Below are 19,604 nucleotides of genomic sequence, written 5' to 3'. Positions count from 1 at the left end.
GGGAAAGTAAAAAAATAAGACTTTTCAAATAACAGAAAACGTGGTAAGATCATGAAAATAAACAGGAAGGGGTGAGAAAAATGAAAAAAAATATGCTGCTAAAATTAGCTGTCTTATTCATAGCACTCGCAAGTTTTCATTTGTTCTCAATGCCTCATTCCGTTCAGGTATACCATCATGCAAAGGTGGTTGCCGATCAAGAATCACATGAAATGAAAATCGCTCAGACAATGGGCGATGAAAAGAAACAAAAACATGTGAGCGCAGTATTTGCCGCATTTACAGTACTGCTGATGATTGGCAGTATGACAGCTGGATTTGCACGCATCACTCATACTGATCAATTTGACCGGAAAAAGAAGCATTTACTTGCAGTATTCTATCAATCTTCTTATTTCCGACTATCTCGTGTTTAACCCAACCATCTAAATCAAAACAAAAATTGGGAGGTTTTACACGATGTTATTTTTCTTAAGAGTATTTATTCTAGGTCTATTCTCTGTCACTTCACTTTCTCTTTTCGTCTACCAAGGAATTGAAGTAGTGCACGCCATTACAAGCATGTTTGGCAACCACGAGAGCTAAATGACCCGTATATAAAAGAAACCCCCTGTTTATTACAGGGGGTTTTCGTTTGCTTATTTATTGTCATCTGGCGCAGGTTGAGGTGTGACAAGGACATGTGTTACTTCTCCCTGCTCTTCCTCATCTACAATAAATGATCCATTGCTATAGCGGTCATTCGCTCTTAAAGTAGAGATATCAAGCGGAATCGTTGTACCCTTATCCGTATCAATCTCAAGTGTATCGTGCAGTGATGCAGCAATAACAGCCACAATACGGTGTGGGTTTTTCTTTAATTCTCTTAGCATCAGAACTCCGCGTTTGGCTCTAGATGTTTTATCAAATTCAGAGAGGTTCATTCGCTTCACAGCCCCTCTTTGAGTCGTCAGCACGAGGACATCGTTTTTCGGATCAATGATCTGACCAGAGACTACTTCGTCCCCATCCTTCAAGTTGATTCCTTTGACACCAGCCGCTCTCGGACCAACAACACTTACTTCTTCTTCATCAAACCACAATCCATAGCCATTTTTCGTCGCAATAAACAATTCCTGCTGTCCTGTTGTCACATGGACATCCACGAGTTCATCGTCTCCTTTTAGGTTCAAGGCGACAAGCGGTTTCGAATAGCGCTGCGCTTTATATTGAAGAAGCTCTGTTTTCTTCACCATTCCGCCTTTTGTAAAGAACAGGAGATACGACGTTTCATCAAATTCTTTAATTGGAATAGCTTTTTGAATTGATTCATCACGATCAATTGAAATGATATTTGTAATATGCTGCCCCATGTCTTTCCAGCGTATGTCTGGCAGCTGATGAACTGGACAATAAATATAGCTCCCTTTATTCGTGAACAATAGGAGGACATCCGTTGTATTCATTTCAAACTGATGAATCAGGCGGTCTGTATCCTTCATGCCAAAGTCCTTACCGTTAGATGCAGCATAGGAGCGCTGGCTTGTCCGTTTGATGTACCCATCCTTCGTCACCGTGACGTAAACATCCTCTGAGGCGATCATCACTTCAAGGTTAATCTTAATTTCTTCGATTTTTTCCTCAATGACAGATCGTCTCTCATCAGCATATGTCTTTTTGAGCTTTTTCAAACTGTTTGTAATGACCTTTAGCAGCTTTTTCTCGTTACCTAAAATGTCTTCAAGTTCTGTTATACGCACATCAAGCTCACTAGCTTCGTCTCTTAATTGCGTAATATCCGTATTCGTTAAACGATATAACTGGAGGGAAACAATCGCTTCTGATTGTGCTTCTGTAAAGTCATATTTCTCCATCAAGTTGTTTTTCGCATCTCGCTTATCATTAGAGGAGCGGATTGTGGCAATGACTTCATCTAAGATGGAAAGCGCCTTAATTAATCCGTCTACAATATGGTGGCGTTCCTTTGCTTTTCGAAGCTCATATGCTGAGCGGTTCGTCACCACTTCTTTTTGATGGGCAATATATGCATCAAGTATAGTTGTCAGCGTCATTAAGGTTGGTCTACGATTATGAATCGCCACCATATTAAAGTTATATGGAATTTGCAGATCTGAGTTTTTATATAAGAAATTCAAGACACCATTTGCATCTGCTTCTTTTTTCAGCTCTACCACGATTCGAAGCCCAGTTCGGTCAGTCTCATCTCGAACCTCTGAAATTCCTTCAACTTTTCTTTCAATTCGGAACTCGTCCATCTTTTTGACAAGATTGGCTTTATTCACTTCATAAGGAATTTCTGTGATCACGATTTGCTGGCGTCCGCCGCGGATGGTTTCAATTTCCGCTTTTCCGCGAATCATAATCTTTCCTTTTCCTGTTTCATAAGCCTTCTTAATGCCGTCGACCCCTTGAATGATACCGCCTGTTGGGAAATCTGGACCTTTGATGACTGTCATTAAATCCTCAACCGTACAATGCGGCTGTTCGATTCGTTTAATGACACCATCAATCACTTCTCCCAGATGATGCGGCGGGATATCGGTGGCATAACCTGCTGAAATCCCTGTTGATCCATTCACGAGAAGGTTTGGAAACATCGCTGGTAAAACAACTGGCTCCTTGCTTGTATCATCAAAGTTTGCGACAAATTCGACCGTTTCCTTGTCTAAGTCCTTTAATAGCTCTGAAGCAATGGCAGAAAGCCTTGCTTCCGTATAACGCATGGCAGCAGGCGGATCTCCATCGATACTCCCGTTATTCCCATGCATCTCAATGAGCACATTTCGTACTTTCCAATTCTGACTCATTCTCACCATCGCTTCATAAACAGATGAGTCACCGTGCGGATGATAGTTACCAATCACGTTACCGACTGTTTTCGCGGCTTTACGGAAGTTTTTATCTTGCGTGTTTCCTTCTGCGTACATCGCATATAAGATTCTTCGTTGTACAGGCTTTAGTCCATCTCGCGCATCTGGAAGCGCACGGTCTTGGATAATATATTTACTATAGCGACCAAACCGGTCTCCGATCACTTCTTCTAATGGTAAATCATGAAATCGTTCTTGTTGTGCCATGTTTAAACCTCCTCAGCTAGCGACAAGTTTTCATTTTCAAGAATGTTGCTTTCCTCATCAAGTCCAAAGGCGACATTCTTTTCAATCCATTTACGTCGTGGTTCTACTTTGTCACCCATCAATGTCGTGACGCGGCGTTCCACACGTGCAGCATCGTCGATTTTGACCCTGACAAGTGTTCTCGATTCTGGATTCATTGTCGTTTCCCATAGCTGGTCGGCGTTCATTTCACCTAAACCTTTATAGCGCTGAATCGTGTACCCTTTTCCAACTTTCTTCAGTACGTCATCCATTTCTTCATCAGACCATGCGTACTCAATGATTTCTTTTTTCCCTGAGCCCTTGCTGACTTTATATAAAGGCGGTAGTGCAATAAACACTTTGCCATGCTCAATCAGCGGCTTCATATAGCGGTAGAAGAACGTCAGTAGAAGCACTTGAATATGCGCTCCATCTGTATCAGCATCTGTCATGATCACGATTTTGTCATAATTGATGTCTTCTACATTAAAATCGACACCGACGCCTCCACCGATCGCATGAATAATGGTGTTGATTTCTTCATTTTTGAAAATATCAGCAAGCTTCGCTTTTTCTGTGTTGATGACCTTTCCACGAAGCGGCAGCACCGCTTGGAATTTACGGTCACGCCCTTGCTTTGCTGATCCGCCCGCCGAGTCGCCCTCTACTAGGTACAATTCGTTTCTTGCTGGGTTTCTAGATTGAGCAGGTGTTAATTTTCCGCTCAGTGTTGCTTCGGACTTTTTCCGTTTCTTGCCGCTCCTTGCTTCTTCACGTGCTCTTCTAGCAGCTTCTCTTGCCTGCTGCGCTTTAATCGCTTTTTTCACAAGAAGAGTGGCTGTTTCCCGGTTTTCTTCAAGGAAATAAGCCAGCTTTTCAGAAATAACAGCATCAACAGCCGAGCGAGCCTCACTTGTCCCAAGCTTTCCTTTTGTCTGGCCTTCAAATTGAAGCAGTTCTTCAGGAATTCTGACAGAAATAATTGCTGACAGTCCTTCGCGAATATCAGTGCCTTCTAAATTTTTGTCTTTTTCTTTTAGAAGGGCTACTTTGCGCGCATATTCATTAAAGGCTCTCGTCATCGCCGTTTTGGCACCAGACTCATGCGTACCGCCATCTTTTGTTCTGACGTTATTGACGAAAGAAAGAATATTCTCCGAGTAGCCGTCATTGAATTGAAAAGCAAAATCTACTTCGATGGATTGATGCTCTCCTTCAAATGAGACCACTTCACTCAGAACATCTTTTTCTTCATTTAAATAAGCAACGAAGGCTTCAATGCCCGTCTCATAATAAAAGGTTTCTTGTACATCATGTCGTTCATCAATCAGCTCTATTTTTAATCCTTTTAATAAAAAGGCAGATTCTCTTAAACGTTCTGATAAAGTATCGAAGTTATAGGTCGTGACACTGAACATAGTTGGATCAGGTTTAAAATGAATCAGTGTTCCTGTTTTTTTCGTTTTTCCGATTTTTTCAAGTGATGTGGCAGGCTTTCCGCCGTTTTCAAAGCGCTGATGATAAATAAAGCCGTCGCGTTCAATTGTGACAGTGAGCCATTCTGACAGCGCGTTTACTACAGATGCCCCAACTCCGTGAAGCCCACCACTTGTTTTATATCCGCCTTGACCAAATTTTCCGCCTGCGTGAAGGACCGTTAAAATGATCTCAGGTGTCGGTTTCCCAAGCTTATGCATACCAGTAGGCATCCCGCGTCCTTTATCCTGGACGGAAATGCTGTTATCTTTATGTATTTTGACAACGATATGATCTCCATGGCCAGCGAGTACTTCATCGACAGAGTTGTCTACAATCTCATAGACAAGGTGATGAAGACCGCGTGAATCCGTAGACCCAATATACATCCCTGGACGTTTACGGACCGCTTCAAGTCCCTCTAGCACCTGAATAGAATCATCGTTATAATCTACTTGCTGCTTTTTAACCAAATGCTTAATCCCCTTTCACTAACAAACATAACCGGCAAACCATCAAATGATCTCTCTAGATTTTAATGATGATCATGCTGCTCATTACTGTCCACTTTAATAAGCTGCATCATCACCATGCATGTGTGAATTAACAAAACATGCTCTTTTGCACGGCTATGAGAATGTTCTACATTCTGCAATCAGAACTAGAAGTCCATTATAAACAAGACTGTTTGATAAGCCAAATGCAATCATATGATGGTTTTCATAAAACAGAACAAACGTTCTACCTTTATCTTATCGCTCTTTTTCTTGATATGCAAGGTCACCGCTATGTCCCTGTCGCCTTATTTTATCGCTTTCTTCTAGAATCGCAAATATATTTCTGCAACAAAAAAGCAAAAATCCTTGAAAACCAAGGATTTTTGACGATTTAATGAGTTTTTGTCATTGCATGAGCCACCTTGATACATAAATCCATGATGGCGACCTTGCCATTTTCCTCAATCAGCCTTTTCGCTTCCTCGTGATAGATGCCTTGCTGCGCCCAAAAAACAGGTGCGTCCATTTCAAGAAATTCTTCTGCCACCTCGGGCAAAAACTCTGAACGTCTAAAGACATTGACGATATCAACAGGATCTTTGATGTCCTTTAAAGAAGCGACTGCTTTCACACCAAGTGCTTCATCAATCGTTGGGTTCACCGGAATGATCTCATATCCGGCATCTTGCATCGCTTTAGACACCATATAAGACGTACGGTGCGGCTGATCTGATAATCCAACAACAGCAATTCGTTTACTGCTCTTTAATATACGGCCAATTTCTTGTTTCGTAGGATGATTCATCCAAACACCCCTTTTCCTCTATTTTAGCGAACTTCTGCTTAAAAACAAAGCTGAATCCATCTGCTTTTGATTTTTTCAAAAAAAGATCCCCATGTTTTTCATAAGATCATGTTAAAATGTAAGACAAGAGGGAGAATATAAAGGAGTTATGCAGATGTTAATTGCTTTGATGTTTATTTTGGCTTATCTTCTCGGCAGTATTCCATCCGGTCTCATTGTCGGGAAAGCTGCAAAGGGTATCGATATCCGTGAACATGGCAGCGGAAACCTAGGTGCAACGAATGCATTTCGTACACTTGGCATAAAAGCAGGGTCTATCGTGATTTCAGCTGATATTTTAAAGGGGACCCTTGCTTCTGCTTTACCGTTTTTCATGCAACTGGACATTCATCCCTTATTAGCAGGAGTTGCTGCTGTTATCGGTCACAGCTTTCCTGTCTTTGCAAAATTTAAAGGGGGAAAAGCAGTCGCTACATCTGGCGGCGTGTTATTATTTTATACCCCATTCTTATTTATTACGATGATCGCTGCTTTTTTCTTATTTTTATACATTAGTAAATATGTTTCACTATCATCTATGCTGACCGGCATCTATACATTCATTTACAGCATATTCACCAAAGACGTATTCTTAATCATTGTTGTTGCCGTTCTTGCTGGTTTTGTGATCTACAGACACATCGCCAACCTCAAACGAATCCTCAACAAAACTGAACCGAAAATCAAATGGCTCTAGCCGTTTCATAAGTTTCATTCTGTGGTAAAAGGAAAGAAAAGCTGTTTTTTGCATCCTGCATTTTAAAAAACAGCATGACTTCAAAAAGGGGCGATCACATTGAAATTAACAATAAAAGAAGATGCACTCAATTGGTACAAGGATGAATTAGATTTAGAAAAAGGTGATCAAGTTCGCTTTTTTGTGAGATATGGCGGGTGCAGTAATGTACAAAAAGGCTTTTCTCTCGGCGTCGCAAAAGATGAACCTCAAAATGCTGGGGCAACCGCTGAAATAGAAGGTATTACTTTCTTTGTTGAAGAAAGTGATATTTGGTATTTTGACAACCATGATCTGCATATTGATTATAACGAGTCCGTGAAAGAACCAGAGTTTCATTATGAATAAACAAAAAAGATACCTCATCCCTCGGGTATCTTTTTTGTTTTATCCTTCAATATATAGCCCATACTCATGAATGTTTCCTAAAGACCGCTCCTTTTGCAGGATTCTTTTTTGTGGTTCACCAATCAAGTCAAAGTGTGGAAACCCTGCGCGGTCATGAATCCATTCTTTTTTGAGTCCATGTTTTTCTCCCCACTCAATTAACTGCTTCATATCCTGACAGGCTGCTTTAGTGACGGTATTGGCATGCGGGAAACGGTCATCAAGCCAATAATGGGTTAAAAAGGCCAGTTCTCCTTGCTGGACAGCTGATTTCCACGCATTTAGATCGCTTCTTTTAATACCAAACGCCATGAATTAAACCTGCTTCTTCGACTGTTCGTATACTTTGTGCCAGGCAGGAAAAGCTTTTCTAAATTGAATAGGTCTAAAGGTTTCTTTGTCTACACAAATATGTGAGGTTGTCCCTGTAATCGCTGTTTGCCCATCAGGCTTTTGAATTTCGTAGCCATACACCGTTTTGAGTCCATTGTATTCTTCAATCCATGTATGAACTGTCGCTGTTTCACCGTACAGCAATGGTTTTTTATATTGCACCTGTAAATCTATAACGGGTGCAAGAGCGCCGTCTGCTTCTAGCTGCGCATAGGAAAATCCTAATTCTTTAATCAGTGCTGTTCTGCCGACTTCCATCCAGATTAAATAATTGGCATGATACACGATGCCCATTTGGTCTGTTTCTGCATAACGGACTTCTATTTCTTTTTTAGATACATACACGTTTTCATCGCTCTCCTATCAAAACCTAAGGTCTCTGCCATTTTACCACAATCGAAATGGTTCTTCTAAAAGGAGGCAATAAAATAAACCAGGAATCCCTGGTTTATTCGGTATAGCCATTTTTTCTTGCTGCTTCTTCGTCCTTGATCTCAGAACGCATGGCATCAATACTCATTTTTCTATTTTCATTTTTTTGCTTGATCATCTGTTTTTCTTGATCTGTCGAAAGGGCCATCGCTGCTTCAGATTCATCGATATTGTCAAGGGTGTTTTCGATCATATCTTGCAGCTTTTCAACATTATCAGAACGATCATCTGGATTGGATTGATATGACTTTCCATTCATCATGATACCCTCCTTATTCGCCCTTCGTCTGTATGACATCAGGCTGTTCATTTGATTTATTATGCATCTTTTTTCCTTTATTACGTTTGTATGCTACAGGTTTTGTCCCTAAATGGTCTGGTGTAAACTGCGCTTGTTTATCATGCTCTCTACCCATCATTCATCCCTCCCTCTTCTTTAGGATGAACGAAATAGGATAATTCATAACTTATTTCTGTCTAAAACGCTCTTCCAACTTTTCTTCAAGCTGGTTTAAAAACTCCTCATTGCTTAATAATTCTTTTTTATTTTCAAGTACAAGCTCTTCAAATGTACGGCGTTTTCTTCTTCTCATTGCACTCACCTCCAGTGTTTGTATTTCATTTTCGCCAAAACATTTAGAAAATAAGCAAAAAAGCTGAATCATTATAGACCCAGCTCTTGCTCAATTTCTTTTTTTGTCAGCATTTGATGCTTTACAGACACGATTCTTCCTTTTTCATCTAATATGTATGTCGTGGGGTATGAAAGCACCTGATATCGTGCTTGAATGCCTTTTTGATCCAATAAAATAGGAAAGCTCAGCTTTAATTCATCTGCAAATGCTGCAACATGATCTACACTTTTTTCAGTGGTCGTCAAATTCACCGCAAGTACTTCGACCTGATCATATTCGCTTCTAATTGCGTCTAGATCCGGCATTTCTGTCCTGCATGGCTTACACCATGTCGCCCAAAAATTGACGAGCACCTTTTTCCCTTGGTAATCAGATAACGAGGCCGTTTGACCATCTAGGGTTTTAAGTTCAAAATCAGGGGCTTGATCCCCTTTTTCAAGACCGATTGCGGGCTCTTTTGGTCCAAGTAAATTCCACGCAAGTAAACCAATCAACACAAGTAAAACAGCGCTTGCCATTCCTTTTTTCCACATGATTGATCCTCCACTATTTTAAAAAAGAAGAGAAAGCTGTCTAGGCGCCTTCTCTTCTTTGCTGTATGAGTATTAGTTGCTTGCCAATTTTTCACGAAGTACCATTTGAAGGATACCGCCATGACGATAGTAGTCAATTTCGACTTCACTATCAAAACGAACAACCACTTCAAATATTTTCTCATTGCCATCTGTATCAATTGCTTTCACAGTGACAAGATCACGTGGACGAACTGTTTCATCAACATGAACTTCAAATGTTTCTGTTCCTGTTAGACCATGAGTTTCTGCACTTTCTCCGTCTTTAAACTGTAAAGGAAGTACGCCCATGAAGACAAGGTTACTTCTATGGATACGCTCAAAGCTTTCAGCTAGAACAAATTTAATTCCAAGAAGGTTTGTTCCTTTTGCAGCCCAGTCACGTGAAGAACCCATTCCGTAGTCTTTACCTGCTAAGATTGCAAGACCCGTACCATCTTCTTTATATCGCATGCATGCATCATAAATGGATGTCACTTCACCAGTTGGCCAATAAGTTGTATATCCGCCTTCTGTTCCTGGTGCGATTTGGTTCTTAATACGGATGTTTGCAAAAGTACCTCTCATCATGACATGGTGGTTACCACGGCGAGATCCGTATGAGTTAAAGTCTCTAGGCGATACGCCTCTTTCTTGCAAGTATTTACCCGCAGGTGTGTCTTTACCAATCGCTCCAGCAGGAGAAATATGGTCAGTTGTCACAGAGTCACCGAACTTGGCAACGACGCGCAAGCCTTTAAGCGGTTCAACCTTACCAGGTTCAACTGATAGGTTTTCAAAGAATGGCGGGTTATCAATGTATGTGGAATTTTCATCCCATTTGTACAATGCATCATCCGTCGTTTTAATTTCATTCCAGCGGTCATTGTTGTCAAAAACAGTTTCATACTCTGAACGGAATAACTCAGGTGTGACAGTGCTTTTGACGACGCTGTTGATTTCGTCCATTGATGGCCAAATATCATCGAAATAAACGTTCTCACCATTTTTATCCACACCGATAGGGTCTTTTGTTAAATCAATATTCACCGTACCAGCAAGTGCATACGCCACAACTAATGGTGGAGATGCAAGGTAGTTTCCTTTCACAAGCGGGTGGATACGCCCTTCAAAGTTACGGTTACCTGATAAAACAGAAGTGATCAGCAGATCATTTTCAGAGACAGCATCCTCGATTTCTTGCGCAAGCGGTCCTGAGTTTCCGATACATGTTGTACAGCCATACCCAACGATGTTAAATCCGAGGTCTCTTAAGTATGGAAGAAGTCCTGAGTTCACGAGGTATCCTGTCACAACCTTAGAACCTGGTGCTAGTGACGTTTTCACGTAGTTTGGCACCTTCATACCAAGCTCACTTGCTTTCTTCGCAACAAGACCTGCTCCGATTAAGACGTATGGATTCGATGTATTCGTACAGCTCGTAATCGCTGCAATCGCAATCGCACCTGTCTTCATCACAGCTTTTTCACCATTTGCAAGATCAAATTCAATTTGTTTATCCAGCTCCGATTTTTCTAAGCCAAAACCTTGGTTACCAGCTGGGCTTTCAATGTGCTGATGGAACGTCTCTTTCATTTCAGAAAGTGGAATCAAATCTTGTGGACGCTTTGGACCAGATAAGTTTGATTCAATTTGAGAAAGGTCAATTTCCACAACATCCGTAAAAATTGGCTCTTCTGCATCTGGCGTATAGAATAAGCCATTTGCGCGAGAATATTCTTCAACGATATTAATTTGCTCTTCATCACGTCCAGTAAGGCGAAGGTAAGCAAGAGCTTCCTCATCTACTGGGAAGAATCCGCAAGTAGCACCGTATTCAGGCGCCATATTCGCAATCGTTGCACGATCCGCTAACGGCAGTTGTGCAACTCCAGGTCCGAAAAATTCAACGAATTTGTTCACTACGCCTTTTTCACGCAGAACTTGTGTCACTTTTAATGCAAGGTCAGTTGCAGTCGTTCCGTTTGGAAGCTCTCCAACTAATTTAGCACCAATGACTTCTGGTACTGGGAAGTATGAAGGCTGACCGAGCATACCAGCTTCTGCTTCAATACCGCCAACGCCCCATCCAAGTACGCCGATACCGTTGATCATGGTTGTATGAGAGTCAGTACCAACCAATGTATCTGGGTAAGTGATGATCTCACCATCTTCTTCAATCGCATGAACAACACTTGCAAGGTACTCTAAGTTTACTTGGTGAACAATCCCTGTTGCAGGCGGAACAGCTTGATAGTTATTAAACGCTTTCTTTGCCCAGCTAAGGAAGTTATAACGCTCTGCGTTACGTTCGAATTCTAAATCCATGTTAATGTTTAAAGCATCTTCAGTTCCAGCTTTATCAACTTGTACTGAGTGGTCAATGACAAGGTCAACTGGAATTTCAGGGTTGATTTTATCCGGATCCCCGCCTACATCTGCCATTGCTTTTCTTAAAGAAGCAAGGTCAACGACGGCTGGTACACCCGTGAAGTCTTGTAAAATAACACGAGAAGGTTTAAATGGAACATCAATTTCTTTGACCTCGGCAGTTCCCCATTTTGCCAAGTTTTCAACGTGTTCCTTCTTGATCACTCTACCGTCTACTTGGCGAAGCACTGATTCTAAAAGTACCTTAATGGAATAAGGCAGCTTAGAAACATTTCCGATTCCTTGTTTCTCTAGTGCTTCTAACGAATAATAGTGATACGTTTTCCCATTTGTCGAAAACGTTTTTCTAGATTGAAAAGCGTCTTGTTTAGCGACTTGCTGCTGTTTCGACATGTCCAAAATCCCCCTTTTGATGATCAAGATCAATTTCAATTCTCAGAAAAATCGTCGTATTTCACCACAATTTTCTCACAATTTCATCTTAAAACAAATTCATACATAAGTAAATAACAATGCTTTTATTAAATTCAATAAGTTTAGCTTATCATCAGGAAATGATTACTCTTCATAAACCAAGCAGGGCGGGATCATACTACAATTGAGGTGATAGAACATGACAAAACGCAAAGCAAATCATGTGATTGACGGCATGAACGCAGCCAAAAGCCAAGGGAATGGTGCAGGTTATATTGAAGATGACCAACTCGTTTTAACAGAAGAACAAAGACAAAACAATAAAAAACGTAAAAAAAACCAATAAGAAAGGAGCAATCACCATGACGAATAAAAACACAGGAAAAGACATCCGTCAAAACTCACCTAAGGAGCATCAAGGCGGACAGCCTGAGCCATTATCAGGCAGTAAAAAAGTGAAAAACCGCAACCATACAAGACAAAAGCACAATTCTCATCACGATATGTAAATATTCTCCTCTCATCCCGTGGCAAAGCGGGATGTTTTAGGTCTTTCACACATTTCAGTTCTCAACATATCATTTATTATGAGATGTGATGGAGGAGTGTTTATGGAGAATGAAAAGCAATCGAATTCCTCTGATTTTCTAGAAATAGATGATTGGCTCAATGTTTTAATGGATGATCCATTTGCCTGGTATGATGAACACCTCCCAATTGACCTTTATGAAACAAGCCGTGATTATATTATTGAGATTGATGTATCCACCCTATCGATCACTGATGTAAAGCTGACCTTCGCTGGACATGAGCTGACTCTCGCTTACACGGTACAAAAGCCAAATGATGAAGGCGAACAGCCAATTGAAAAAAGTGTCATGCTCCCTTTTTATTTGAACGACAAAGATATTGAAACAGAATACGAAAACCGAATCATTTCGATAAGAATTAAAAAAAGTTCTGACCATCCAAGCGGGGCATTTTCCTTTCAAATCCCGCACTTCAAACATTAAGAGCCCACCTTCATTTGGTGGGCTCTATTCCGTTCGTGTCAAGTCAATACCTTTTGCGAACCACCATGGCCAAATAGTAGAGTCGCTATATGATAAGGTATTCTCTTTCTACTAGATGGTTTGGGTCTTTCTAGTAAATGGGCAGTTATTAATGAAAAAAGGCGTTCATAGAGATGAGAGACATACATTTTTGTTATTTTCTTCTATCATCTCTTCATGTAAAATAAGATAAGAGACGAGGGGTATAAGGAGTGAGAACATGTTAAGCGGCTGGTTTTTGTGGTTCATTTTATTTTGGGGTACGGTGATGATCGGATTACTCGCAATCGGTGGCTTTTTTATGTTTCGCAAATTTTTAAAACGATTGCCGAAGGAAGATGGGAAATCAGAGCTTGATTGGCAGGATGAATATATTCAAAAGAGCCTCCACCTATGGCGGGAAGAAGACAAAAAGCTTTTAAATGAACTCGTATTACCTGTTCCAGAGCTGTTTAGAGATGTAGCCAAAGAAAAAATTGCGGGAAAGATTGGCGAGCTGGCTTTAAAAGAACAAGCTGCCAGCATTAATTTAGATTTAATCATTCGCGGCTATATTATCGCTACCCCAAAGCGGGATCATAAGTTTTTACTGAAGCGCCTTCAAGAAAAAGACATCGATCACACGCCATATGAATCGTTATTAAAATAACCTCCTTTATCAAAAGGAGGTTTAATTCATTTGAACCTGCTGCGGATCTAATTGCTTAGACAGCTTTCTAAACGACAAATACATAGCAACGCGCCAAGGTACGATCATGCCAAAGGCAAGAATCCAAAACATCCCGCTTAGAGAACCATAATCAATAGAAGAACTCAGGATGGTCTTCATCCCGATACGAAGAACAAGAAGTCCAATGAGAATAAACACAAATGCTTTTGATCGCTTTAAATAAATGTCATTCCCTCTAATTTCAAACTTCGATGTTTTGATTAAAAAGATGGAGAAAAACATCCCCACTGTGATCGCCTCTAGAAATTCAGCCCCAGTTACTCGAAACATAGGAACAAAAAACATTAGTGCCCCAGTGCTCATGAAAATAGGAGGTAATATAATTTTTTTTGCGGTTGCAGGTTTTGCAGATGACTTAATGCGAATAAACATGACGGCTACCGCCATACATATCGCAATTATAGAAGAGATCAAGACCATCATATCAAATCATTCCTTTATTCTTTAAGGTCAGCCTATGTATAATATACTCCAATTGACGAAAAAAAACCATTCGCCGCGACTGTAGAAAACGATTTCAAAAGCCTGTAAATCCGCCGAACAATGAGGAGAACATGATGATAATCCATGTCAGAAGATCAAAGAACAGCAATATCCCTACCACAATCATAATGATCCCGCCAATTCTCATGATAAGCTGCTGGCGCTTTCTGATCCACGTCATTTTCGTGATGAAAAAGGATAGAACAAAAAACGGAACGGCAAATCCGAATACATACGCAATCATATATGTGACAGCCGACTCCGGATTGTTACCAGCAAGTGTGATAACAGCAGATAAAATAGGTCCTGTACAAGGTGTCCATCCAGCGGCAAAGCCCATTCCGATGAGAATTGACCCAAAAAAACCAGCAGGACGATTTTTGAACTGCATTCTCTTTTCCCCCATAAGGAAAGAAGGCTGGAAGACACCAAGAATCATAAAACCAAAGAAAATAATGAGAATGGCTCCAACCTGGCGAATTGCTTGATGGTAATCATAAAAAAACTTCCCAACATACGATGTCCCAAAGCCAATCGCAATAAATATAATAGAGAATCCAACTAAAAAGAATAAGGTATGAAGCAGACTTCTTCTTCTCAGCATCACCTTCTCAGATTTCACTTCATCTATACTAACGCCCGTAATATACGATAAAAAGGCTGGATAAAGCGGCAGACAGCATGGTGAGATAAAAGAAAGAAACCCTGCTCCAAAAGCTAAAAAGTAATTCAAATCTGTCAAAAGAACACCCCCTTCTTACAATATACAATAAGAGATGACAAAATCATTTCATTTTTTTTACATCCTCTCAATAAAGATGGTCTATTCTCTTAAAACCTTATATAATTTAATTTGACATCAAGATAACGAATCCTTTAAATTTGAAAATAAACCTTAAAATGGATATAATAAAATCGATTCTTTTTATCAAGATTTGCATGAAAGGAACATGACTTTGGTAAAAACATCATTATTAACTCAAATCGAAGAAAAAAGAGAAGAGCTGATGAAAGTTGTCTTGCATAATGGGATGACATCAACAGTGACCATCGAACATAGCCAGCAGCTAGATCATCTTCTCTTACAATATCAACGACACTTACACTCAAACTCAGCCAACTAATCATATCTCATGATATCTATCATGCTGCACGATTTTTAGAACAGTTGATATGTGACCATAAACGAAACAAAAACCTCTGATTACAGGGGTTTTTTGTTTTTAACAGGAGGCTGACGCAAAAATAAAAACCACCTTCCCTGCTTCATTCATGCAAGTACAGTGGTTTTAAAGCGTCTGATGAAGGTGAATTCAATAAAGATAGGACAACGCTTGTCCATTCTTTATAACCATGTTCCATCTATGATCATAATATCGTACGTATTATTTCGCTTGGTTGTTCATGGCTTTCATCATTTGATTGATTTTCTTCTGGGACGGTTTCATGCCCATTTGCATCATCATCATTCGAAGCATTTGTTCATTAATTGGTGGATTCTTTTTCAAGTAGCTCATCATATACTTACGAGCAATAAAGAATCCGAGTGCAACTCCTGCAAGCAGTGCAACAACGCCTACAAGGATGACAACCCATAAATCCATAATTCTTCCTCCTTCATGTTGTCTCGTATAAAGTGTACTAAACAAAAGGCTATTATACAACATTTCACGTTCAATTTTATTTTTTTAAACAAAATTCCTCACTTTTACCGGATTGAGCCACCCATGCTTCTTTGAACCAAAGTCCATCGCAAGAAAGCAAGGACTAATTTTTCTCAGCACTTCAAAAAACACCGCTTCTGCCTCGTAACTGCCGGTGGCAGACATTTGGATATAACGGTCTTTTATAATAAATGCAGCCGTTCCTTTTCCATCAGGTAAGGAAGCGCTGTATATCGAGCCAATTTGTGTATAGTGAATGTTCGTTAAGTTGTTCATTAATCGCTGGTGCATATGAAAAGCAGGGATTCGTTTCGTCACGTAATCCACTTGTTTCACAAGCATCACCAATTCATCTTCCGTGCGGTTCGTCCAGTGTAACGACTCAAACAAATGAAACAAAATCGATTCTCTGCCAAAATAATGATGTGCAAATTCATCCTCAATCCAATAAATATAATAATGGCGTTCCATGTCTATCCCTTCCTTTCACATTTCGTCAATCTCGTATATTGCTTGTATTATACAAAAATGCGAAAGAAAGAATTGTCTATATATGAAGCAAGAAGAAACTAGTTTTGTCAAAAAAACAAGAAAAAAGAAAAAAGTTTGCAGAGCGGATGAAAATGCTCTGCAAACAGATGGAAAAAAGCATGATGCTTGGAGACTGGTTATTTGTTCAGCTTTGCTTTCACACGGCTGACCACATTGCTGACAGTAAATCCGTATTTCTCAATAATGGTTTCACCTGGTGCAGAAGCGCCAAATTTATCAATGGCAATCACGTCACCATCAAGACCAGTGTAACGCTCCCAGCCAAGTGAAGCTCCCATTTCAATCGCAATACGAGCCCGCACTGCTGTAGGAAGGACTGATTCTTTGTATTCATCTGACTGCTGATCGAAACGATCCCATGCAGGAAGACTGACAACAGACGCGCGGATCCCTTCTTTTTCAAGTGCTTTTTGCGCTTCAATCGCTAAACCGACTTCAGATCCAGAAGCGAGTAGAAGTGCTTCGGGCTGTGCATCAGCAGCTTCAACGACGACGTATCCACCTTTTTCTACTCCCTCATACGCCTTCTCTGGTGCTTGGTCAATCGTTGGAAGGTTTTGACGAGTCAGAACTAGTGCTGTCGGTTTATCCGTTGAAGATACAGCAAGTTTCCACGCTGCAGCTGTTTCGTTTCCATCCGCTGGGCGAATAACAGAAAGATTAGGCATCGCACGTAATGAAGCAAGCTGCTCAACCGGCTCATGCGTCGGACCATCTTCCCCAACAGCGATACTGTCATGAGTAAAGACATAAGTGACTGGAAGTCCCATTAAGGCAGCAAGACGAATCGCTGGTCTTAAGTAATCTGAGAAAACAAAGAACGTTCCGCCGAATACACGAAGGCCGCCGTGAAGTGCCATACCGTTTAACGCGGCACCCATTGCAAATTCTCTGACACCGAACCAAATATTCTTGCCGGCATAATTATCTTTACCAAAATCGTCTGTGTTTTTAATCGTTGTTTTGTTTGAACCTGCAAGGTCAGCAGACCCGCCAATAAAGAAAGGTACTTGCTTCGCAATGCCATTTAATACTTCGCCTGAAGAAGCGCGGGAGGCAAGACTTGAACCTGCTTCATAAACAGGAATCTCTTGTTCCCAATTCTCAGGAAGCTTTCCTTCAATCGCAAGCTTCAGTTGAGCTGCAAGCTCAGGGTATTCTTTTTCATATTGTTCAAATAGTTCATTCCAAGCTGCTTCTTTTTTCTGACCAGCGTCTTTTACAGCTTCTTTGAAATGATCGTACACTTCAGAAGGTACATGGAAATCTTCTTCAAACGTCCAAGAGTAAGCTTCCTTCGTCAGCTTGGCTTCATCGCTGCCAAGCGGTGCACCATGCACACCAGACGTTCCTGCACGGTTAGGCGATCCGAAACCAATCGTTGTTTTCACTTCAATCAATGTAGGTCTGTCTGTACTTTGTTTCGCCTTTTCGATAGCAGCCGTCACTTCTTCAATGTTGTTGCCGTCTTTCACATAGAGAACTTCCCAGTTCATCGCTTCAAAACGATTCTTCACATTTTCAGAGAATGAACGATCTAGGTCGCCATCTAATGAAATATCATTTGAATCATAAAGAACAATTAAACGGCCTAAGCCTAAATGACCAGCAAGTGAAGCAGCTTCAGAGGAAATTCCCTCCATTAAGTCCCCATCTCCGCAAATGCTGTATGTATAGTGATCTACAACATTAAAGTTGTCTTTGTTATACGTTTCCGCAAGATGTCTTTCTGCAAGTGCCATACCAACTGCCATGGCAATCCCCTGCCCTAAAGGACCTGTTGTAGCATCTACGCCCTCTGTATGTCCAAATTCAGGGTGTCCAGGTGTTTTGCTACCCCATTGGCGGAATTGTTTTAGATCATCGATGCTCAGGTTGTATCCGCTTAAATGAAGCATGCTATATAGAAGCATAGAACCATGCCCCGCAGATAAAACAAAACGGTCTCTGTTAAACCAATTAGGGTTTTGCGGACTTACGTTTAAGTGATTCGTCCATAAAGCGTATGCCATTGGTGCAGCACCCATTGGCATTCCAGGGTGACCGGAATTCGCTTTTTCAATTGCGTCTATGGAGAGAGTACGTATTGTTGCAATAGATTTCAATTCAATCGTTTCCATATAAATCCCCTTCCGTATCTTGTGTACACCATTATCATAAATCTACTGTCCTTTTTTCACAACTATTTCACGCTGAAAAAGAGTGATTTTGTCACATTTAGTTTATCGATCACCTAAAAAGTTATGCAAATATGAAAAAAGATGAGAATATACTTCCCATCTTTTCAAAATTTAAGAAATCACAGACTTAGTGAAGATTTTGATCTCTTTCTCTTTTTAATTTTTCTGGTGTGACATCGTTTCCTTCAGGATCAACGATTTTCACGGTTTTAAGTGTATTTTTCATAGAAGAACGAAAAGCTTTTAAATACTCTTCTCTCAATAGCTTTTGTTCTGTTTTTTCAGCGTCTGATAAACCGGTCTCTTTCGACTTTTTTGAAAGCTCATTGATTCTTGCAAGCTGCTTTTTAGAAATCATGACAAACTCCTTTAAAACATTTTCTCTACATACTACTAAATATCAATCATTTTGACAACAAATCAAGCTTTAGGTGGTCAGACCTTTTTCATATTCTTGATACCTTCTATGGACCGTTGCTTTTGAAATGTCAAAACCTAGTGCCTGAAGAGTTGCTGCAATTTCTGCGAATGTCATGTTGTTTTTTCTTAATCGAACAATTTCTGAAATCGGCACTTCAATACGCTCACGGCCAGGCGCATGATCCTGCTGTTTTAAATTCAGTTCGGGCTGATACCCGCGCTCAACAGCTCTTCTCATTCCCCGCTTGATTTTCAGGTTATGAATTTTTCGTTGATACTCTTCAACTACTCCTACGATCTCAATAACCATTTCATCTGCTTCTGAAAGCTCAAGCTCGCCTCTATGAAACGTACTGTACACCTTTACGTTCTCTTTAAAAAGACAATGAAGAAGCGCAATTTTTGCTTGTCCTCTTCCGAGACGCGTTTCATCCTGGATAAGAACGGCATCAATTGACTCTTCTTTTAGTGTAGCTAGCATATCAAACACACCATCACGATCTAGATCATATCCGCTTGCTTTTTCTTTGATGACTTTCACCACATTCATCTTGTGCATAGCAGCTAAAGCCAGCAGTTCTTCTTCTTGTCTCTTCAGCGAGGTTTCCTGCTCTTCTTTGACAGTGCTTACTCTCGCATAGATGATTGCATTCATGACTTCAATCGACC

The 19,604-nt window shown here is 40.5% G+C and carries 26 protein-coding genes; 9 read left to right on the top strand and 17 right to left on the bottom strand.

The genetic code is table 11. The annotated features are described in order from the left end of the window. Positions 1–80: 80 nt before the first annotated feature. Positions 81–416: a hypothetical protein gene (locus tag GKC25_RS08435; protein WP_034660789.1), complete on the top strand. Its 336-nt coding sequence runs from the start codon at positions 81–83 to the stop codon at positions 414–416. Positions 417–459: 43 nt separating this feature from the next. Continuing rightward, entirely contained in the window at positions 460–585 is a 126-nt protein-coding gene (locus GKC25_RS08430; protein ID WP_008343787.1) for a hypothetical protein, read from the top strand. 53 nt (positions 586–638) lie between these two features. Here GKC25_RS08430 and parC read toward each other — a convergent pair whose 3' ends face one another. From parC to GKC25_RS08415, 3 genes are all read right to left on the bottom strand, one after another. Next, the gene (gene parC / locus GKC25_RS08425; RefSeq protein ID WP_034660788.1) at positions 639–3,077 is read right to left on the bottom strand and encodes a DNA topoisomerase IV subunit A; all 2,439 of its coding nucleotides are present in this window, start codon (positions 3,075–3,077) and stop codon (positions 639–641) included. 2 nt (positions 3,078–3,079) lie between these two features. After that, the gene (gene parE / locus GKC25_RS08420) at positions 3,080–5,047 is read right to left on the bottom strand and encodes a DNA topoisomerase IV subunit B (protein WP_342689964.1); all 1,968 of its coding nucleotides are present in this window, start codon (positions 5,045–5,047) and stop codon (positions 3,080–3,082) included. Positions 5,048–5,462: 415 nt separating this feature from the next. Then, positions 5,463–5,876: a CoA-binding protein gene (locus tag GKC25_RS08415; RefSeq protein ID WP_034660785.1), complete on the bottom strand. Its 414-nt coding sequence runs from the start codon at positions 5,874–5,876 to the stop codon at positions 5,463–5,465. A 154-nt stretch (positions 5,877–6,030) separates the two neighbouring features. On the opposite strand from GKC25_RS08415, the gene plsY reads away from it, so the two are divergent. Both plsY and GKC25_RS08405 read left to right on the top strand, forming a co-directional pair. Beyond that, positions 6,031–6,612 carry a glycerol-3-phosphate 1-O-acyltransferase PlsY gene (gene plsY / locus GKC25_RS08410; protein ID WP_034660784.1) on the top strand — a complete coding sequence of 194 codons (582 nt, stop codon included), beginning with the start codon at positions 6,031–6,033 and terminating at the stop codon, positions 6,610–6,612. Between the two features lie 99 nt (positions 6,613–6,711). Then, positions 6,712–6,999 (top strand): HesB/YadR/YfhF family protein, encoded by a 288-nt coding sequence (locus GKC25_RS08405; protein WP_003210876.1) that lies wholly within the window; start codon positions 6,712–6,714, stop codon positions 6,997–6,999. A gap of 39 nt (positions 7,000–7,038) precedes the next feature. On the opposite strand, the gene GKC25_RS08400 is transcribed toward GKC25_RS08405, so the two are convergent. From GKC25_RS08400 to acnA, 7 genes are all read right to left on the bottom strand, one after another. Then, entirely contained in the window at positions 7,039–7,350 is a 312-nt protein-coding gene (locus GKC25_RS08400; RefSeq protein ID WP_034660782.1) for a hypothetical protein, read from the bottom strand. Between the two features lie 3 nt (positions 7,351–7,353). Further along, the gene (locus GKC25_RS08395; RefSeq protein WP_034660781.1) at positions 7,354–7,776 is read right to left on the bottom strand and encodes an acyl-CoA thioesterase; all 423 of its coding nucleotides are present in this window, start codon (positions 7,774–7,776) and stop codon (positions 7,354–7,356) included. A gap of 103 nt (positions 7,777–7,879) precedes the next feature. Next, positions 7,880–8,122 carry a small acid-soluble spore protein Tlp gene (gene tlp / locus GKC25_RS08390; protein ID WP_003211760.1) on the bottom strand — a complete coding sequence of 81 codons (243 nt, stop codon included), beginning with the start codon at positions 8,120–8,122 and terminating at the stop codon, positions 7,880–7,882. Between the two features lie 13 nt (positions 8,123–8,135). Further along, on the bottom strand, positions 8,136–8,279 hold the full coding sequence (locus GKC25_RS08385; protein WP_008357830.1) for an acid-soluble spore protein N: 144 nt from the start codon (positions 8,277–8,279) through the stop codon (positions 8,136–8,138). Between the two features lie 51 nt (positions 8,280–8,330). Beyond that, positions 8,331–8,456, bottom strand: a complete 126-nt coding sequence (locus GKC25_RS08380) for an FbpB family small basic protein (RefSeq protein WP_003211002.1) — start codon at positions 8,454–8,456, stop codon at positions 8,331–8,333. A gap of 71 nt (positions 8,457–8,527) precedes the next feature. Next, complete coding sequence (locus GKC25_RS08375) at positions 8,528–9,031, bottom strand: TlpA family protein disulfide reductase (RefSeq protein WP_187704525.1); 504 nt, start codon at positions 9,029–9,031, stop codon at positions 8,528–8,530. Between the two features lie 72 nt (positions 9,032–9,103). Continuing rightward, positions 9,104–11,833, bottom strand: a complete 2,730-nt coding sequence (acnA, locus tag GKC25_RS08370; protein ID WP_034660778.1) for an aconitate hydratase AcnA — start codon at positions 11,831–11,833, stop codon at positions 9,104–9,106. A 220-nt stretch (positions 11,834–12,053) separates the two neighbouring features. On the opposite strand from acnA, the gene sspO reads away from it, so the two are divergent. The 4 genes from sspO to GKC25_RS08350 all read left to right on the top strand — a co-directional run bounded on the left by sspO (position 12,054) and on the right by GKC25_RS08350 (position 13,555). After that, positions 12,054–12,200 (top strand): small acid-soluble spore protein O, encoded by a 147-nt coding sequence (gene sspO, locus GKC25_RS08365; protein WP_034660777.1) that lies wholly within the window; start codon positions 12,054–12,056, stop codon positions 12,198–12,200. A 16-nt stretch (positions 12,201–12,216) separates the two neighbouring features. Next, positions 12,217–12,363: a small acid-soluble spore protein P gene (locus tag GKC25_RS08360; protein WP_003211331.1), complete on the top strand. Its 147-nt coding sequence runs from the start codon at positions 12,217–12,219 to the stop codon at positions 12,361–12,363. Positions 12,364–12,465: 102 nt separating this feature from the next. After that, on the top strand, positions 12,466–12,867 hold the full coding sequence (locus GKC25_RS08355) for an Hsp20/alpha crystallin family protein (RefSeq protein ID WP_034660776.1): 402 nt from the start codon (positions 12,466–12,468) through the stop codon (positions 12,865–12,867). A gap of 259 nt (positions 12,868–13,126) precedes the next feature. After that, complete coding sequence (locus GKC25_RS08350) at positions 13,127–13,555, top strand: DUF2621 domain-containing protein (protein ID WP_034660775.1); 429 nt, start codon at positions 13,127–13,129, stop codon at positions 13,553–13,555. A 21-nt stretch (positions 13,556–13,576) separates the two neighbouring features. Here the strand turns inward: GKC25_RS08350 and GKC25_RS08345 are convergent, their stop codons facing one another. Continuing rightward, on the bottom strand, positions 13,577–14,059 hold the full coding sequence (locus GKC25_RS08345; protein WP_034660774.1) for a CcdC family protein: 483 nt from the start codon (positions 14,057–14,059) through the stop codon (positions 13,577–13,579). 94 nt (positions 14,060–14,153) lie between these two features. Continuing rightward, entirely contained in the window at positions 14,154–14,861 is a 708-nt protein-coding gene (locus GKC25_RS08340; protein WP_034660773.1) for a cytochrome c biogenesis CcdA family protein, read from the bottom strand. Between the two features lie 208 nt (positions 14,862–15,069). On the opposite strand from GKC25_RS08340, the gene GKC25_RS08335 reads away from it, so the two are divergent. Further along, positions 15,070–15,243, top strand: coding sequence for an aspartyl-phosphate phosphatase Spo0E family protein (locus GKC25_RS08335; RefSeq protein ID WP_369810454.1), 174 nt, complete (start codon positions 15,070–15,072; stop codon positions 15,241–15,243). A 261-nt stretch (positions 15,244–15,504) separates the two neighbouring features. Here the strand turns inward: GKC25_RS08335 and GKC25_RS08330 are convergent, their stop codons facing one another. From GKC25_RS08330 to GKC25_RS08310, 5 genes are all read right to left on the bottom strand, one after another. Further along, positions 15,505–15,723, bottom strand: a complete 219-nt coding sequence (locus GKC25_RS08330; RefSeq protein ID WP_003212379.1) for a YneF family protein — start codon at positions 15,721–15,723, stop codon at positions 15,505–15,507. A gap of 84 nt (positions 15,724–15,807) precedes the next feature. Beyond that, complete coding sequence (gene sirA / locus GKC25_RS08325) at positions 15,808–16,254, bottom strand: sporulation inhibitor of replication protein SirA (RefSeq protein WP_012010100.1); 447 nt, start codon at positions 16,252–16,254, stop codon at positions 15,808–15,810. A 197-nt stretch (positions 16,255–16,451) separates the two neighbouring features. Then, positions 16,452–18,455 (bottom strand): transketolase, encoded by a 2,004-nt coding sequence (gene tkt, locus GKC25_RS08320; RefSeq protein ID WP_034660772.1) that lies wholly within the window; start codon positions 18,453–18,455, stop codon positions 16,452–16,454. Between the two features lie 187 nt (positions 18,456–18,642). Beyond that, positions 18,643–18,873 (bottom strand): DUF896 domain-containing protein, encoded by a 231-nt coding sequence (locus tag GKC25_RS08315; protein WP_034660771.1) that lies wholly within the window; start codon positions 18,871–18,873, stop codon positions 18,643–18,645. A 69-nt stretch (positions 18,874–18,942) separates the two neighbouring features. Then, complete coding sequence (locus tag GKC25_RS08310; protein ID WP_003211322.1) at positions 18,943–19,590, bottom strand: YneB family resolvase-like protein; 648 nt, start codon at positions 19,588–19,590, stop codon at positions 18,943–18,945. Between the last annotated feature and the right edge of the window lie 14 nt (positions 19,591–19,604).

This window comes from Bacillus pumilus (assembly GCF_038738535.1).
In the GTDB taxonomy this organism is placed as follows: Bacteria; Bacillota; Bacilli; order Bacillales; family Bacillaceae; genus Bacillus.
Note: the sequence above shows the minus strand (reverse complement) of the source record. Positions and strands in the feature narration are given on the sequence as shown.